Consider the following 14,656-nt stretch of genomic DNA (forward strand, 5'->3'; position numbering starts at 1 on the left):
CGGCAGCAACAGACCGTCCGCGGGGACCGCTACCGTGACCTGCGGGAGGTCCTCCGGGACGATCTGCTTCTGGAAACGCTCGACGAAGCGCGCCTGGGCCTGCTCGCCGCGCCCCGGCCCGTGGAAACGATCGACCAACTCGCGACCCAGCTCGAACTTGATATCGCGCGGGTTGCGTTCGCCGGCCTCCGCTGCCCGCTGCGACTCGCGAACGTCCTGCATGGGACGCAGGCTGAGGAGCTCGAAGTACCGCCACATCAGATCATCGGAGATGGACATGAGCTTGCCGAACATGTCGTCGGGGGAATCCTGGACGCCAATGTAGTTGTTCAGCGACTTGCTCATCTTCTGGACGCCGTCGAGCCCTTCAAGGATCGGCATGGTCAGGATGACCTGAGGCGGTTGCCCCTCCTGCTTCTGCAGCTCGCGGCCCACCAGGAGGTTGAACTTCTGGTCGGTGCCGCCCAGTTCGATATCGGCCTTCAGCGCCACCGAGTCGTAGCCCTGGATGAGTGGATAGAGGAATTCGTGGATCGCGATCGGCTGATGCTGGGTGTAACGCTTGTGAAAGTCGTCGCGCTCGAGCATGCGCGCCACGGTCTGGCGCGAGGCGAGCTGGACCATGCCTGCGGCCCCTAGCGGCTCCATCCAGGTGGAATTGAAGACGACCTCGGTCCGCTCAGGGTCAAGAATGCGGAATACCTGCTCGCGGTAGGTTGCGGCGTTGCGCTCGATATCCTCGGCGGACAGCGGCGGACGCGTGGCGTTCTTGCCCGAGGGATCACCAATACGGCCGGTGAAATCGCCAATCAGGAACAGGATGTGGTGCCCCAGGTCCTGGAGCTGGCGCAGCTTGTTGATCAGCACCGTGTGCCCCAGATGCAGGTCCGGGGCGGTGGGATCGAATCCCGCCTTCACCCGGAGGGGGCGGCCACTCTTGAGGCGCTCGACAAGATCGTCCTCGAGCAGGATTTCATCGGTGCCGCGACGAATAACGGCCAGCTGGTCTTCGAGTTCCATGACGCCCCTTGGTCGAGATCAGAGACCGGCCGGGCTGGCCGGTCGCGCGCAAGGATACCGCGACCCCCGAACGGACGCGAAATGCCGCGGTGGTCCAGAATGGACGCCGACCCATGTAATGCGCGCGCGAGGATCACCACTATGACGGAACGCTTTATCGGGCTGATGTCCGGCACCAGCCGGGACGGCGTGGACGCCGTGCTGACAGAGATCCGCGAGACCGGGCCGGTACGCGTGGTGGATCACTGCCAGCTGGGGTACCCCGACGACCTCGCCCAGGAGCTGGCGACGGCGGCCACCACTGAAACCCTGCGCTACCGGCACCTGGGCGCGCTGGATGCGCGGCTCGGCATGCTGTTCGCCCGTACCGTGCAAGCCCTGCTGGACCAGACCGGTCTGGCGCCGACCGCGATCCGGGCGATCGGCAGTCACGGCCAGACCGTACACCACGCCCCCGACGCCGATCCGCCCTTCACCTGGCAGATCGGCGATCCCTTCCGCATCGCAGAGGCCACCGGCATCGACACCGTGGCGCAGTTCCGGCCGCGCGATATTGCTGCCGGCGGCGAGGGGGCACCACTGGCCTGCGGCTTTCACGCGACGCAGTTCGGATCCACGGACGAGACCCGCGCAGTCCTCAATCTAGGCGGCATCGCCAACATCACCTGGCTGCAGCCGGGTCAGCCCGTGATCGGCTTCGACTGCGGCCCGGCGAATACGCTGATGGACGACTGGAATCGGCGTCACCATCAGACGCCGTTCGATCATGACGGCGCATGGGCCCGCAGCGGCACGCCCGACCCCGAACTGCTGACCCGGCTGCTCCAGGATTCGTTCTTCCAGCGCCCTCCGCCAAAAAGCACCGGGCCCGAATACTTTTCGCCGGCCTGGCTGCGTGCCGGGGCTGGCGACCGCCTGGACCGAGCCCGGCCCGAGGACATTCAGGCCACCCTGGCAGAACTGACCGTGGAGGGCGTGCGGCACGCGCTGGAGCATCTGCACATGCAGCCGCCCGCCCGCTTGCTGGTGTGCGGCGGCGGCGCGCACAACCGCCACCTGATGAAGCGCCTCGCCAAGGCCCTGCCCGCGACCCTGGTGGAGACCACCGAACGCCATGGGGTCCCCCCACAGCAGGTGGAGGGTGCCGCCTTTGCCTGGCTGGCCGCGCGAACCCTGGCCGGCGAACCCGGCAACCTGCCGGAAGTGACCGGCGCGCGCGGCCCACGCGTACTCGGCTGCATCATCCCCGGCGGTCCCCGGACACCCGGGGGCCATTAACCCCGACCCTAAACAAAAAAGGGCCCGATCCGGAATCCCCGGATCGGGCCCTTTCTTGACCGCTTGTCAGCGTCTCTCTAGACCGAGAAGCTGGAACCGCAGCCGCAGGTCGTGGTGGCATTCGGATTGCGGATCACGAACTGCGCGCCCTCCAGACCTTCGGAGTAGTCGATCTCGGCACCGGCCAGATACTGGAAGCTCATCGGGTCGATCAGCAGGGTCACCCCACCATTCTCCACGAGGGTGTCGCCATCGCCGACGGTCTCGTCGAAGGTAAAGCCGTATTGAAAGCCGGAACAACCGCCCCCGCTGACGAATACGCGCAGCTTGAGGTTGTCGTTGTTCTCTTCCTCGATCAGCCCCTTCACCTTGGTGGCCGCGGCATCGGTAAAGATCAACGGGCTGGGCATTTCGATGTCCAGTTCCGCTTCGGACGTCATGGGCTCGGACATTCGGGGCCTCCTGTAATAATCATTTTCATTCACGCTACGGAAGACTGAGCCCCGGAGTCAAGAATGCTCATCTTCCGTGGGATTGGTCAGGGCCTGGGTCTCGCCCGTCCCCTCCAGCTCGCCCTCGAGGGGATGCTCCACCCGCTTGAGCAAGCCGTCGATCTGCGCGCCCTCTGCCATCTGCAGCACCGTGTAGTAGAGATTACCGGCCAGACGGGCCGTCTCGCCAAGCTCCACGTGCTCTCCCACATGGACATCGCCACGCACCTCGCCGTTCATCAGCAGGTGCGGAACCGCGACATGGCCCTCGACCACGCCCCCGCCCGCGACCACCAGAACGGCCGACGAATCGGTCGCGGCCCGGATATCCCCGATCACGCGGCCTTCGATATGCAGCCCGCCTCCAAACTCGATATCACCGTGGACCACTGTATGGCGCCCCACCAGGGTATCCACTTTCCGCGCGCGGCGGCCTCGTTTGCGTCCCATCATTGCGTACTCTCCAGCAGGCGATCCCAGTCGGCCCATTCCGAAACCGGTTCAAGATCCTCGTCGTTCACGGCGCTCGCCCTCAGCGTCAATCCTACCGGCTCGAAGCCCTCCGGAAGATGGATCCGGGCGCGCTGATTGCGCAACAACCGAAACCCCTCGACCAGGCGATCATTCTCCAGCCCCAGCGCATCGGTCTCCAGGGTGGACAGCGCCTCTTCCCCGGTCGCATAGCCTTCGACCTCCAGCGCCCAGCGCAAATCCACCGAACGACTCAACCCCGGACGGTAGAGCTGGAACACGACATCAAACACGCCCGACTGCCCCGTGCGCTGCAACTGCAGCGACCGGATGCCCAGGGCATCTTCATCCGCGCCCTCCGCAAGCCGCCGATAAAACGCCAGGTCGTCGCGCAACTCCAGCAACTCGGCCTCCTGGCGCTCGATATCGCCGGAAAAGGCCGCGAGCTCCGCGGTCTTAATGTCCAGCTGCTGCTCGGCGTGGCGGCGCGCCTCCTCGGCGGCCTGACGGGCGGCGAGCGCCTGCTCCAGGTCATCCCGCAGGCCCTCGATACCGCGTTGCGCATCGACCGTGTCCCGTATGTCCTCGCGCCAGTTCTCGACCAGCCAGGCTCCGCCCGCCACCAACACCAGGATCAGCATCAGCAGCCCCACGCGCCACCACCCGCCGCGGCGTCCCGACCCGCTGCGCCGCCGCGCGGGAATGCGCGGAATCCGGGGCAGACGTGGACGCGGGACACCCGTAGTCATGTGGCAGGCCAGGACATCAGGGGAAAACCGGCAGCCCGTCCAGACCGGCTGTCTCGGCCTGGCCGAACATCAGATTCATGTTCTGCACGGCCTGCCCGGCCGCGCCCTTCACCAGGTTGTCGATCACCGACAGCACCATCAGCCGTCCGGAGTGCGGCGGCTGCGCCAGCGCAATGCGACAAAGATTGGTGCCGCGCACGCTGGCCGTTTGCGGATGGGCCCCCGGCGGCATCACGTCCACGAACGGCTCGTCGCGATAGCGCTGCTCGAAACAGGCCTGCCAGTCCGCGTCCGCCACCTGCGGGCGCAAATAGAGCGTCGCGTGAATCCCGCGCGTCATCGGCACCAGATGCGGCTGGAAGATCAGCCCGACCGACTGCCCGGCCACGCCACTGAGCGTCTGGTGGATCTCCGGCCAATGCCGATGCCCGCCACTGGCATAGGCGCGAAAGTCCTCCTGCACCTCGGCGAAAAGCCCGCCGATCTGCGCCTTGCGCCCGGCCCCGCTGACCCCGCTCTTGGCATCCGCGATCACGTCCGCGGGATCGATCAGACCGGCCTCCAGCAGAGGCAGCACCGCCAGCGACACCGCCGTGGGATAGCAACCCGGCACGGCGATCAGTCGCGCATCATGGATCTGCGCCCGGTTCAGTTCGGGCAGGCCGTACACGGCCTCGCCCAGATACTGCGGCGCACCATGCGCCTGTCCGTACCACTGCGCCCACAACTCGGGATCACGGATACGGAAATCCGCCGACAGATCGATGATGCGCGCGCCCCGCTCAAGCAGCGGCGCAGCCAGTCCATGCGCCACCCCGTGCGGGGTGGCGAAAAAGACCACGTCGCACTCGCCCAGGGTCGCCTCGTCCGGGGCCTGGAAGACGGCATCCACCGCGCCGCGCAGGCTGGGGAACAAATCCGCCACGGGCGTGCCCGCCTCGCCGCGCGAGGTCACCACCTGAAGATCGGCCGCGGGATGCCGCGCCAGCAGGCGCAGGAGTTCCACTCCGGTGTAGCCGGTGGCCCCGACAACCCCGATGCGGATGGGTTTGCTGTTGGTTGCATTCGTCATGCTGCGGCATGATACCGCCTTGGCCGGAACCACGGAACGCACGCGGTTTCGGCCAGTCCACAAATGCAGGCTATTCGATCAACGGATCACACCCCTATGAGCAAAGTCAGGATCGACCGCAAGGCCATCTTCGGAGGCATCTTCATCATCGCGCTGGTCGCCGTCGCCGCGACCATCTGGTTGACCGACGACGGCATGCGCCCGGCACCCGCCTTCGCCGCCACCACCCTGGACGGCGAGCCGGTAGCCCTGGAAGACTACGAGGGCCGGCCGGTGATGATCTCCTTCTGGGCAACCAACTGCCCGTCCTGCATCCGCGAGATCCCGGAACTGATCCACCTGCACGACACCTACGCCGACAAGGGCTTCGAGCTGCTGGCGGTCGCGCTGTCCTACGACCCGATCAACCGCGTGGAGGCCATGCGCGAGGACCGCGGGATGCCCTACAAGGTCATCCACGACAGCGACGACGCCTTTTCACAGGCCTATGGCGGCGTGCGCCTGACGCCGACCACCTTCCTTATCTCGCCGAATGGCCGCATCGTCTACCAGAAGCTGGGCGACCCGGACTTCGAACAGATCGAACGCCACCTGGAACGCTGGCTCTCCTGAGCCGCCCCGCGCAGGGACATCGCACCCGTTTCCGAGAAGGACCTCCATGCAAGCCTATAACTGGTTCCTCAGCCTGCACGTGATCTTCATGGTCACCTGGTTCGCCGGGCTGTTCTATCTACCGCGCCTGTTCGTCTATCACGCGATGACCGAGGACGCGCTCGGTCACGAGCGCTTCAAGGTGATGGAGCGCAAGCTGTTCTACGGGATCATGACCCCCGGCGCGCTGATCACCATCCTTTTCGGCGTGATCATGCTGGTGGATCGCTCGTTCTATCTGGCCGAGCCGTGGATGCACTTCAAGCTGACGCTGATTGCCGTCCTGGTCGCCTATCACGTCTGGTGCGGCAAGATCGTGCGCGACTTCCGCGATGACCTGAACCGACGCGATCACACCTGGTATCGCTGGTTCAACGAGATCCCGGTCCCGATCCTGGTGGGCGTGGTCGTGCTGGTGGTCAACCGCTCCATCGTGGATGCGCTCATCGCCATCGGCGTGGTGCTCGGGATCTTCCTCCTGAGTGCGCTGATCGCGCTGTGGCGGGCACGCCGCACCTGAGCTGCGCCCCTGTGCCGGCCATGGATGAGCGCCGCGGTCAGGTCTTGCCGGCGCGCACCAGCCCGCCCAGTCCGGCCTGGACCAGGGCATTGTTCAGCAGCGACCGGATCTGATCGGCGTTCTCCAGCAGCCGGCACTGCGCCAGCAAGGCCTCGGCGCGGTCGGTGGAGAAACTGCGGATCACCCACTTAACCCGCGGGATCGAGGACACGCTGACGCTCAGGCTGTCGATCCCCATCCCCAGCAGCAGGATCACCGCGGCCGGGTCGGCTGCCATCTCCCCGCAGACACTGACCGGCTTGCCCGCCCGGTGCGAACCGTCGGTAATCGTCTCCAGCGCGTGGATGCAGGCCGGGTGCAGGGTGTCGTAGAGATGCGCCACACGGGCGTTGTTGCGGTCCACCGCCAGCAGGTACTGGACCAGGTCGTTGGTGCCCACGGACAGGAAGTCCACCCGCCGGGCAAGCATTTCCGACATGTACACCGCCGCCGGCACCTCGACCATCACCCCGATGCGCGGCATCGGGATGCGGAAACCCTCGTCCAGCAGTTCCTCGCGCGCCCGGTTGAGCAGGGTCATCGCCCCCTTCAGCTCGTCCAGCGCCGAGATCATCGGGAACAGGATCTGCAGGTTGTCGTGGGAGCGACTCGCCTTGAGCATCGCCCGCAGCTGGGTCAGGAAGATCTCCGGGTGATCCAGCGAGATACGGATCCCGCGCCAGCCGAGGAACGGGTTGTCCTCCTTCACCGGGAAATATGGCAGGGCCTTGTCGCCGCCGATATCCAGGGTGCGCAGGGTCACCGGCATGGGGTCGAAGGAGGCCAGCACCTGCTCGTAGAGCTGGACCTGCTCCTCCTCGCCGGGGAAGCGGTCGCGGATCATGAACGGGACCTCGGTACGGTACAGCCCGACCCCCTCGGCACCGGACTCCAGCGACGGCTTGATGTCCGCCAGAAGACCCGAGTTCGCGAGCACCGGCACCGCGACGCCATCGCGGGTCTCGGCCGGATCCTTGGCCAGCGCGCGCAGGTCCTCCGCCAGCTCGCGCTCCTCGCGCACCAGGCGCTCGAACTCCACGCGCAGCTCGGCGTTGGGGTTCACGAACAGCCGCCCGCGATAACCATCAACCAGGATCTCGCGCCCTTCCAGGCGCCCCACCGGGAGCTCGGACACGCCCATCACCGCCGGGATGTTGAGCGCCCGCGCCAGGATCGCGATGTGCGAAGAACCCGTGCCCTTGGCCGAGACCATGGCCCCCAACCGCTCGATCGGAACCTCCGCAAGATGCGAGGCGGTCAGGTCATCCCCGACCAGGATGCCGCCATCGGGAAACTCGTCCTGGCTGCGATCGGCCGGCAGCAGGTGCGACAGCACGCGGCGACCCAGATCGCGCACATCCGCCGCCCGCTCGCGCAGGTACGGGTCCTCCATGTCCTCGAATACCCGCACGCTCTCACGCACCGTGTCGCGCAAAGCCGCCGGGGCCCACTGCCCATTACGGATGCGCGTCTGGGTCTTGTGCACCAGAGAGTCGGAACCCAGCAGCATCAGGTAGGCATCGAACAGCACCTGCTCGTCCGGCCCCAGGGCCTCGCCCATGCGCTGCTTCAGGTCCTCGATCTCGGTGCGGGTCTCCGCCACCGCCTGCCCGAAATGCTCCAGTTCGTGATCCACCCCGGCGCCTTCGCGATCCGGGATGGAGTCCATGTCCGCCAGGCGGTAGGCCACCACGGCCCGGCCAATGGCCACGCCCGGCGAGCCGGCAATGCCGGTGGCCTCGACGTTCACATGCCCGATCAACGGGGTCTCGGAGGAGATCTCGTCGTTGAACTCGGCATAGGCGATCGCCCCGGCCAGCTGCGCCGCCAGGGTGATCAGGAAGGAGACATGCTCGTCATCGAACTTGCGCGCCTGGTGCTGCTGCACGACCAGTACGCCCAGCAGGCTGCGCTGGTGGATGATCGGGACCCCCAGAAACGCGAGAAAGTGTTCCTCGCCGGTCTCCGGGAAATAACGAAAACGCGGGTGGTCCTGAGCGCTGTCAAGGTTGACCGGCTCGGCCCGCGAGGCGACCAGACCCACCAGACCCTCCGACGGGTCCATCTCGACCTGCCCGATGGACTCCTCGCGCAGACCCTCCGAGGCCATCAGCACCAGGCGCCCCGACTGCGGCGACTTCAGGTAGATCGAACAGACATCGATCTCCAGCGCGGCCTTCACCCGCGTAACGATGATATGCAGCGCTTCGAAGAAATCCGCGGCACCGTTCACTTCCTGCACCACACGGCGCAGGACCTCGAGCATCGAGGGCTGCTTCGGGACCGTCAACGCGAGGACACCGGCGAACGGGGCTGGGGCTGGACCGGGCCACGGCGGCCGGAACGCCGCGCGCGCGCCTGCTCGAGTTCCGGGAACATCAGCGGCACCAGCTCGCACAGCGCACGGCGATAGACCTGGCGCTTGAAGTGCACGACCTCGCGTGCCGGACGCCAGTAGTCGATCCAGCGCCAGTCATCGAATTCCGGGGTTTCCATCGCATCCAGCACCACGTCGCTCTCGTCTCCGACCATGCGCAGCAGGAACCAGCGCTGTTTCTGGCCGATGCAGACCGGGCGTTGATGGCGCCGGACCATGCGCTCCGGCAGGCGGTAACGCAGCCAATGGCGGGTACTGCCCAGCACCTCGACGTGCCGGGGGAACAGGCCCGTCTCCTCGTGCAGCTCGCGAAACATCGCCTCCTCGGGCGTTTCTTCCGCATGCACGCCCCCCTGGGGAAACTGCCAGGCCGCCTGCCCGACCCGCTTGCCCCAGAACAGCTGCTGTTCCGCGTTGCACAGGATGATGCCTACGTTTGCGCGATACCCGTCACAATCAATCACTTGCATCAGCCAGACGCTTCTCTATTACTGGCATTGTTCCACAGCCGGTGCCCCGGCGGCAAAGCCCCTACCATGCCTCCGGTGCCGGCCCCAAAAGGGGCCTGTGGCTGCAGCCGACGACGCCCGCCGGTACACTCGCGTCCGATCCAAGCCAACCCGAGAGCACCCTCATGGCCCTGGCCCTGTTCGACCTCGACAACACCCTGCTCGCCGGCGACAGCGATCACGCCTGGAACGAGTTCCTGGCAGAGGTGGGCGCCGTCCACCCGACCTGTCACGCCGAGACCAATGACCGCTTCTACCAGGAGTATGTGGCGGGCACCCTCGACATCCACGAATTCTGCCGCTTCGCCTTCAGCCCGCTGGCCGAACACCCGCGCGCGCAGCTCGAAGCCTGGAGGGAGCGCTTCATCGACACGCTGATCCGGCCAATGATCGCCCCCGGCGCCCCGCCCCTGCTGGCCCGACACCGCGAGGCCGGTGACGAGCTGGTCATCATCACCGCGACCAACCAGTTCGTCACCCAGCCGATCGCCGACCTGCTGGGCGTGGACCACCTGATCGCGACCCTGGCGGAGGAAGGCGAGGACCGAGAATTTACCGGCGAACTGACCGGGGTGCCCTGCTTCCAGGAAGGCAAGATCGAACGCCTGCGCCAGTACCTCGCGGATCATCCGGATCCCGAGGACAGCATCGCGCAGGCCAGTTTCTACAGCGACTCGCGCAACGACATCCCGCTACTGGAACGTGTGGGGCACCCCGTCGCGGTGGACCCGGACCCGACCCTTGCCGCGCACGCTCACAACCAAGGCTGGCCAGTCATCTCGTTGCGCTAGGGAGACGGCGTCAGCTGAAGACGCTGGCGATCTCGGCAAGGCGCTGCCCCGCAGGGGTATCCGCCTTGCCGGCCGCCGCGACTGCATCGCGATAGCCGGCAACCAATTCCGGCACCACGGCCACCACCTGCTTGCGCCGCAGGCGCGCAGCACCGGTCACCGGCCAGGTCGCCCGGAAGTCGCAGTTGTCCAGCGCATCGCAGACCCACAGGCTCCATTCGTGGCGGGTCACATCGATCTCGTGCTGACGGATGACCAGCCGATAGACATGCTCGGCCTGCATGTCCGCCATGCCGACGGCGGGCCCCACGTATTCCACCTGCAACTCGCCGGCGAGCCGGTTCAACTCCTGCTCCAGCGCGGCCAGGGCCTGATCGACCTCTGCGTTCAGCGTGCCACCCGCTTCGGCGGCGGCGGCCAGGGGACGGAGGGACTCGACTTCGAACTCGCTGCTCATGCTGCGTACACTCCCGGGATGCGGAACAAGAACGCCCCGGGGGTGCCGGGGCGCGCGCAACCTTAGCACGGGAGCCCCCATTCATGAATCATCCCCCGATCGCGCTGACCATTGCCGGCTCCGACCCCGGTGGCGGCGCCGGCCTGCAGGCCGATCTGACCACATTTACCCGCCTCGGCGTACACGGGGGTACGGCCGTGACCGCGATCACCGTGCAGGACACCCGCAACGTGTTGGACTTCAGCGTGCTGTCTGCGGAACAGCTGCGCGCCCAGATCGAGGTCACCCTGGCCGATCTTGCCGTCGCCGCAATCAAGATCGGCATGCTGGGCTCAGTGGAAAACGTCAAAATTGTCGCGGCGCTGCTGGCCGAGCACCCGCACATCCCGGTGGTGCTGGACCCGGTGATGGTCGCCGGCGGCGGCGGGGCGCTCGCGACCGAAGCCGTGGTGGACGCGACCCGCGAGGCCCTGCTGCCACGCGCCACCCTGATCACGCCCAACGGACCGGAGGCCGCGCGCCTGGCCCGAACCGACGATGCCACCCAGTGGGGCCAACGGCTGCGCGAACGGGGCGCGCGCAACGTCCTGATCACCGGCGGCCACGAAGGCGGCGATCAGGACCCCATCATCAACCGCCTGTACCGCGAGGACGGGCACATGCGCGCCTTCGAGCTGCCGCGCCATCCGGCCGGCTTCCACGGCTCCGGCTGCACCCTGGCTGCGGCGATCGCCGCCTTCCTGGCGCGCGGCCGTGACCTGGAGCCGGCGGTGATCGAGGCCCAGGCCTTCATGAACGACGCCGTCGCACGGGGCTACGCCCCCGGCCACGGCCAGCACGTCCCCAACCGGCTGTGCCCACATGGCGACTGAGCATACCCCCCGCCTGCGCGGGCTCTATTTCATCACCCCGGCGGTCCCGGAGGACGCGAACCCACGCGCCACACACCTCGCCAATGCCAAGGCGGCGCTGCGTGGCGGTGCGCGCCTGATCCAGTTTCGCGACAAGACCCTCGCAGGCGCCGCACGCGAGGCAATCGCCCGCGAACTGGTCGCCCTTGCGCATGCGCACGGCGCGCTGTGCATCATCAACGACGACACCGAGCTGGCCGCGGGCGTCGAGGCCGATGGCGTGCACCTCGGGCGTGACGACCCGGACCCGGTCGCGGCCCGCGCGCGGCTCGGCCCCGGCGCGGTGGTCGGCGTCTCCTGCTACAACGAGCTCGAACGAGCCCGCTCGGCACAGGTGGCCGGCGCGAGCTACGTGGCCTTCGGCTCCGTGTTCCCCTCCCCGACCAAGCCCGACGCGGCACGCGCGGATCTCGAACTACTGCGCGAGGCGCGCACCACACTGGAGCTGCCGATCTGTGCGATCGGCGGGATCACGGCGGCGAACGCCCCCGAGGTCGTCGCGGCCGGGGCAGACCTGCTCGCCGTGATCCAGGGCATCAGCGCCGCGCCCGACCCCGAGGCCGCCGCGCGTCAGATAAGCGGACTGTTCGACTAATCCCTTTGCACCCGCCCGCAGCCGTCGCTATGGTTGCCGGGCTTCCCGAATTCATCGACCCGAATCCAACAATCACAGGACACCGTCATGCAGGAAACCGAGCGTCTGTTCGAGGCCGCCAAGCAGCACATCCCCGGCGGCGTGAACTCCCCCGTGCGCGCCTTCAAGGGCGTCGGCGGGACCCCGATCTTCATGGACCGCGCCAACGGCGCCTACATGTGGGACGCCGACGGCCAGCGCTATATCGACTACATCGGTTCCTGGGGCCCGATGGTGGCTGGCCACGCCCACCCCGAGGTGATCGAGGCGGTGCGCGAGGCCTGCAACAACGGCCTGTCCTTCGGCTGCCCCACGCGGCTAGAGAACGACATGGCCGCGAAGGTCTGCGAGCTGGTGCCGTCGATGGACATGGTGCGCATGACCAACTCGGGCTCCGAGGCGACCATGAGCGCGATCCGCCTGGCGCGTGGCTATACCGGCCGCGATCGCATCGTGAAGTTCGAGGGCAACTACCACGGCCACGGCGACTCGCTCCTGGTGAAGGCCGGTTCCGGGGCCCTGACCCTCGGCCAGCCGAGCTCCCCGGGCGTGCCCAAGGAACTGGCCGCGCTGACCAGCACCCTGACCTACAACGACCCGGACGGCGTGCGCGCGTTCTTTGCCGAGAAGGGTGACGAGGTCGCCTGCATCATCGTCGAGCCCATCGCGGGCAACATGAACTGCATCCCGCCCGAGCCCGGGTTCCTGGAGACCCTGCGCGAGGTCTGCGACCAGCACGGCGCGGTCCTGATCTTCGACGAGGTGATGACCGGCTTCCGGGTGTCGAAGAACTGCGCCCAGGGCTATCTGGGCGTGACCCCGGACCTGACCACGCTGGGCAAGATCATCGGTGGCGGCATGCCGGTCGGGGCCTTCGGCGGCAAGCACGCCATCATGGAACACCTCTCGCCGCTGGGCCCGGTCTACCAGGCCGGCACCCTGTCGGGGAACCCGATCGCGATGACCGCCGGGCTGAAGACCCTGGAGATCCTGTCGCGCCCGGGCTTCCACGACGAGCTGGAGACGCGCACGAAGAAGGTCGTCGCGGGCTTCGAGGATGCCGCGCGCGAGGCCGGCGTGGCCGTGACCACCAACCAGGTGCCGGGCATGTTCGGCCTGTTCTTTTCGGAGCAGAAGGTCACCGACTTCGCCGGCGCCACGGCCTGCGATACCGCCGCCTTCGGCCGCTTCTTCCACGCGATGCTGGGCGAGGGGATCTACCTGGCCCCCAGCGCCTTCGAGGCCGGCTTCATGTCCAACGCCCATTCGGACGCCGACATCGACGCGACCATCGAGGCCGCCCGCAAGTCCTTCAAGGCGCTCTGAGCGCGCCCTCGCCTCTCCTGCGCAGTGAACCGGCGACCCCAGCGGTCCGCCGGTCCGCTGGGCCCTGACTCGCCACTACGCACGAATGACCGAGACACTGATCCAGTCACCGCTGGCGCTGGGGCTTCTGTTTGTGGCGCTGGGCCTGGTCGCGGGCATCCCGGCTGGCATGTTCGGCATCGGCGGCGGGCTGATCCTGGTGCCAGTGTTCGTCGCCGTATTTAGTCTGCTGGCCTTCGACTCGGCCAGCCTGGTGCAGCTCGCGGTCGGCTCCTCGCTGGGCGCGATCATCCCCACGGCGATCCTGTCGGCGCGCGCCCACCACCGCCGGGGCGGCGTGGACGGCGCGGCGGTACGCCGTCTCCTGCCGGGCATCATCGTCGGCGCACTGATCGGCGCCTGGCTGGCCACGCGCATCGACTCCGACCACCTGGGGCGTATCTTCGGCGCCTTCGAGGTGGCGATCGGCATCTGGATGCTCCTGAACATCCAGCCACCGGAGGCCCCGGTACCCCGGCGCAGCGTCTGGCTGGGCGGCGGGGCATTGATCGGTGCGATCTCCTCGCTGATCGGCATCGGCGGCGGCACGCTGACCACGCCGTTCCTGGTCAGTCAGGGGCTGGAGCTGCGCCGTGCGATCGGCTCGGCTGCCGCCCTTGGCGTGCCCATCGCCATCGGCGCCAGCCTAGTGTTCGCACTGCCGCAATGGACCGACCCGACCTACCAGGCGCCCGAGTGGGCCCTCGGCTATCTCTACCTGCCGGCCATCCTCGGCGTCGTGATCGGCACATCCATCAGCGTACGCGGGGGCGTATGGCTGACCCATCATCTGCCGGTCGCCCACCTCCGCCGCGGCTTCGCCGGCGTCCTGATCCTCGCCGGCCTCCTCATGCTCATCCGCTAGCACTTGCCCCCGCCCAGACAGGTCTTCATTCGTCATCCGTGTTCACGGTGCCTTCGACCGACCATCTGCCAGGTTGGCTGGTCCTAGTTCATCGTCTGGTGTTTACGTGCCTTCGTCGGGCCGCCTGCCAGGCGCTGACTCGCCAGCGCGCCCCGAGGTCCTTTCTTGCTTGCCCAAGAAAGGACCCAAAGAAGGGCACCCGGATTTCGCCCGGGAACCTCGCTCCGGACGCGCTGGGCCGGCGGCGCTGAACTCGCTACGCCTTCGGCTCCGCTCAGACATCCAGCGCCTTCTCCCGGCCCATCACGCCCTCCACGAGGGGCTCCATACGGGAGGGGAAGGTCAAAACAAGCGGTATCCCGTAGGGTGCGGTTGAGCGTAGCGAAACGCACCATGCCCCACGTCGTGCGAAACCCTGATGCGATTCGCTGCGCTCATCACATCCTACGCCCCCCG

General features: G+C 67.4%; 17 protein-coding genes (1 of these 17 running past the window's edge). 8 read left to right on the forward strand and 9 right to left on the reverse strand.

The features are described 5' to 3' along the window. A protein-coding gene (tyrS, locus tag G315_RS0112485; RefSeq protein WP_018169066.1) for a tyrosine--tRNA ligase crosses the window boundary here: on the reverse strand, window positions 1-1,020 show its 5' portion. 186 nt of this gene lie to the left of the window's left edge; only the first 1,020 of its 1,206 coding nucleotides appear in the window; the start codon lies at window positions 1,018-1,020; its stop codon lies off the left edge, out of view. A 141-nt stretch (window positions 1,021-1,161) separates the two neighbouring features. Here tyrS and G315_RS0112490 point away from each other — a divergent pair, with 141 nt between their 5' ends. Continuing rightward, the gene (locus tag G315_RS0112490) at window positions 1,162-2,298 is read left to right on the forward strand and encodes an anhydro-N-acetylmuramic acid kinase (RefSeq protein ID WP_018649668.1); all 1,137 of its coding nucleotides are present in this window, start codon (window positions 1,162-1,164) and stop codon (window positions 2,296-2,298) included. A gap of 77 nt (window positions 2,299-2,375) precedes the next feature. Here G315_RS0112490 and erpA read toward each other — a convergent pair whose 3' ends face one another. The 4 genes from erpA to argC all read right to left on the reverse strand — a co-directional run bounded on the left by erpA (window position 2,376) and on the right by argC (window position 5,081). Then, window positions 2,376-2,750, reverse strand: coding sequence for an iron-sulfur cluster insertion protein ErpA (gene erpA, locus G315_RS0112495; RefSeq protein ID WP_018145294.1), 375 nt, complete (start codon window positions 2,748-2,750; stop codon window positions 2,376-2,378). Window positions 2,751-2,807: 57 nt separating this feature from the next. After that, window positions 2,808-3,242: a polymer-forming cytoskeletal protein gene (locus G315_RS0112500; RefSeq protein WP_018145293.1), complete on the reverse strand. Its 435-nt coding sequence runs from the start codon at window positions 3,240-3,242 to the stop codon at window positions 2,808-2,810. Next, a complete protein-coding gene (locus G315_RS0112505; RefSeq protein WP_026182085.1) occupies window positions 3,239-3,901 on the reverse strand; it encodes a DUF6776 family protein in 663 nt (220 codons plus the stop codon). Before G315_RS0112505 ends, G315_RS0112500 begins: the two co-directional genes overlap by 4 nt. Before the next feature lie 124 nt (window positions 3,902-4,025). Continuing rightward, complete coding sequence (gene argC, locus G315_RS0112510; RefSeq protein ID WP_018145291.1) at window positions 4,026-5,081, reverse strand: N-acetyl-gamma-glutamyl-phosphate reductase; 1,056 nt, start codon at window positions 5,079-5,081, stop codon at window positions 4,026-4,028. 96 nt (window positions 5,082-5,177) lie between these two features. On the opposite strand from argC, the gene G315_RS0112515 reads away from it, so the two are divergent. Both G315_RS0112515 and G315_RS0112520 read left to right on the forward strand, forming a co-directional pair. After that, a complete protein-coding gene (locus G315_RS0112515; protein ID WP_018145290.1) occupies window positions 5,178-5,693 on the forward strand; it encodes a peroxiredoxin in 516 nt (171 codons plus the stop codon). A 46-nt stretch (window positions 5,694-5,739) separates the two neighbouring features. Next, complete coding sequence (locus tag G315_RS0112520; RefSeq protein ID WP_018145289.1) at window positions 5,740-6,252, forward strand: CopD family protein; 513 nt, start codon at window positions 5,740-5,742, stop codon at window positions 6,250-6,252. A gap of 37 nt (window positions 6,253-6,289) precedes the next feature. Here the strand turns inward: G315_RS0112520 and ptsP are convergent, their stop codons facing one another. Together ptsP and G315_RS0112530 are read right to left on the reverse strand one after the other, a co-directional pair. Next, the gene (gene ptsP, locus G315_RS0112525) at window positions 6,290-8,557 is read right to left on the reverse strand and encodes a phosphoenolpyruvate--protein phosphotransferase (protein ID WP_018145288.1); all 2,268 of its coding nucleotides are present in this window, start codon (window positions 8,555-8,557) and stop codon (window positions 6,290-6,292) included. Between the two features lie 20 nt (window positions 8,558-8,577). Further along, entirely contained in the window at window positions 8,578-9,138 is a 561-nt protein-coding gene (locus G315_RS0112530) for an RNA pyrophosphohydrolase (RefSeq protein WP_018145287.1), read from the reverse strand. A gap of 164 nt (window positions 9,139-9,302) precedes the next feature. Between G315_RS0112530 and G315_RS0112535 the strand changes: the two genes are divergently transcribed. Further along, on the forward strand, window positions 9,303-9,968 hold the full coding sequence (locus G315_RS0112535; protein ID WP_018145286.1) for an HAD family phosphatase: 666 nt from the start codon (window positions 9,303-9,305) through the stop codon (window positions 9,966-9,968). A 10-nt stretch (window positions 9,969-9,978) separates the two neighbouring features. Here G315_RS0112535 and G315_RS0112540 read toward each other — a convergent pair whose 3' ends face one another. Further along, a complete protein-coding gene (locus tag G315_RS0112540; protein ID WP_018145285.1) occupies window positions 9,979-10,425 on the reverse strand; it encodes a hypothetical protein in 447 nt (148 codons plus the stop codon). A gap of 83 nt (window positions 10,426-10,508) precedes the next feature. On the opposite strand from G315_RS0112540, the gene thiD reads away from it, so the two are divergent. The 4 genes from thiD (at window position 10,509) to G315_RS0112560 (ending at window position 14,200) form a co-directional block, all read left to right on the forward strand. Beyond that, window positions 10,509-11,297, forward strand: a complete 789-nt coding sequence (thiD, locus tag G315_RS0112545) for a bifunctional hydroxymethylpyrimidine kinase/phosphomethylpyrimidine kinase (protein WP_018145284.1) — start codon at window positions 10,509-10,511, stop codon at window positions 11,295-11,297. Then, complete coding sequence (thiE, locus tag G315_RS0112550) at window positions 11,287-11,931, forward strand: thiamine phosphate synthase (RefSeq protein WP_018145283.1); 645 nt, start codon at window positions 11,287-11,289, stop codon at window positions 11,929-11,931. The genes thiD and thiE overlap by 11 nt, the downstream gene beginning before the upstream one ends. An 87-nt stretch (window positions 11,932-12,018) precedes the next feature. Continuing rightward, window positions 12,019-13,296 carry a glutamate-1-semialdehyde 2,1-aminomutase gene (hemL, locus tag G315_RS0112555; protein WP_018145282.1) on the forward strand — a complete coding sequence of 426 codons (1,278 nt, stop codon included), beginning with the start codon at window positions 12,019-12,021 and terminating at the stop codon, window positions 13,294-13,296. Between the two features lie 85 nt (window positions 13,297-13,381). Then, complete coding sequence (locus G315_RS0112560) at window positions 13,382-14,200, forward strand: sulfite exporter TauE/SafE family protein (RefSeq protein ID WP_018145281.1); 819 nt, start codon at window positions 13,382-13,384, stop codon at window positions 14,198-14,200. A 274-nt stretch (window positions 14,201-14,474) separates the two neighbouring features. Here G315_RS0112560 and G315_RS14840 read toward each other — a convergent pair. Then, window positions 14,475-14,656, reverse strand: a 182-nt coding sequence (locus tag G315_RS14840; protein ID WP_081624479.1) for a hypothetical protein, incomplete at its 5' end; no start/stop codon positions are given.

Source organism: Thioalkalivibrio sp. AKL7, assembly GCF_000381705.1.
Classification (GTDB): Bacteria; Pseudomonadota; Gammaproteobacteria; order Ectothiorhodospirales; family Ectothiorhodospiraceae; genus Thioalkalivibrio; species Thioalkalivibrio versutus.

Excerpts from the sequence above, each read along its gene's own strand:
- G315_RS0112500 (WP_018145293.1), bottom strand. The coding sequence starts at position 3,242 with ATGATGGGACGCAAACGAGGCCGCCGCGCGCGGAAAGTGGATACCCTG.
- G315_RS0112560 (WP_018145281.1), top strand. The coding sequence starts at position 13,382 with ATGACCGAGACACTGATCCAGTCACCGCTGGCGCTGGGGCTTCTGTTT.
- G315_RS0112490 (WP_018649668.1), top strand. The coding sequence starts at position 1,162 with ATGACGGAACGCTTTATCGGGCTGATGTCCGGCACCAGCCGGGACGGC.
- ptsP (WP_018145288.1), bottom strand. The coding sequence starts at position 8,557 with ATGCTCGAGGTCCTGCGCCGTGTGGTGCAGGAAGTGAACGGTGCCGCG.
- G315_RS0112530 (WP_018145287.1), bottom strand. The coding sequence starts at position 9,138 with ATGCAAGTGATTGATTGTGACGGGTATCGCGCAAACGTAGGCATCATC.
- erpA (WP_018145294.1), bottom strand. The coding sequence starts at position 2,750 with ATGTCCGAGCCCATGACGTCCGAAGCGGAACTGGACATCGAAATGCCC.
- thiE (WP_018145283.1), top strand. The coding sequence starts at position 11,287 with ATGGCGACTGAGCATACCCCCCGCCTGCGCGGGCTCTATTTCATCACC.
- G315_RS0112540 (WP_018145285.1), bottom strand. The coding sequence starts at position 10,425 with ATGAGCAGCGAGTTCGAAGTCGAGTCCCTCCGTCCCCTGGCCGCCGCC.
- G315_RS0112520 (WP_018145289.1), top strand. The coding sequence starts at position 5,740 with ATGCAAGCCTATAACTGGTTCCTCAGCCTGCACGTGATCTTCATGGTC.
- G315_RS0112515 (WP_018145290.1), top strand. The coding sequence starts at position 5,178 with ATGAGCAAAGTCAGGATCGACCGCAAGGCCATCTTCGGAGGCATCTTC.
- G315_RS0112505 (WP_026182085.1), bottom strand. The coding sequence starts at position 3,901 with ATGCTGATCCTGGTGTTGGTGGCGGGCGGAGCCTGGCTGGTCGAGAAC.
- argC (WP_018145291.1), bottom strand. The coding sequence starts at position 5,081 with ATGACGAATGCAACCAACAGCAAACCCATCCGCATCGGGGTTGTCGGG.
- G315_RS0112535 (WP_018145286.1), top strand. The coding sequence starts at position 9,303 with ATGGCCCTGGCCCTGTTCGACCTCGACAACACCCTGCTCGCCGGCGAC.
- hemL (WP_018145282.1), top strand. The coding sequence starts at position 12,019 with ATGCAGGAAACCGAGCGTCTGTTCGAGGCCGCCAAGCAGCACATCCCC.
- thiD (WP_018145284.1), top strand. The coding sequence starts at position 10,509 with ATGAATCATCCCCCGATCGCGCTGACCATTGCCGGCTCCGACCCCGGT.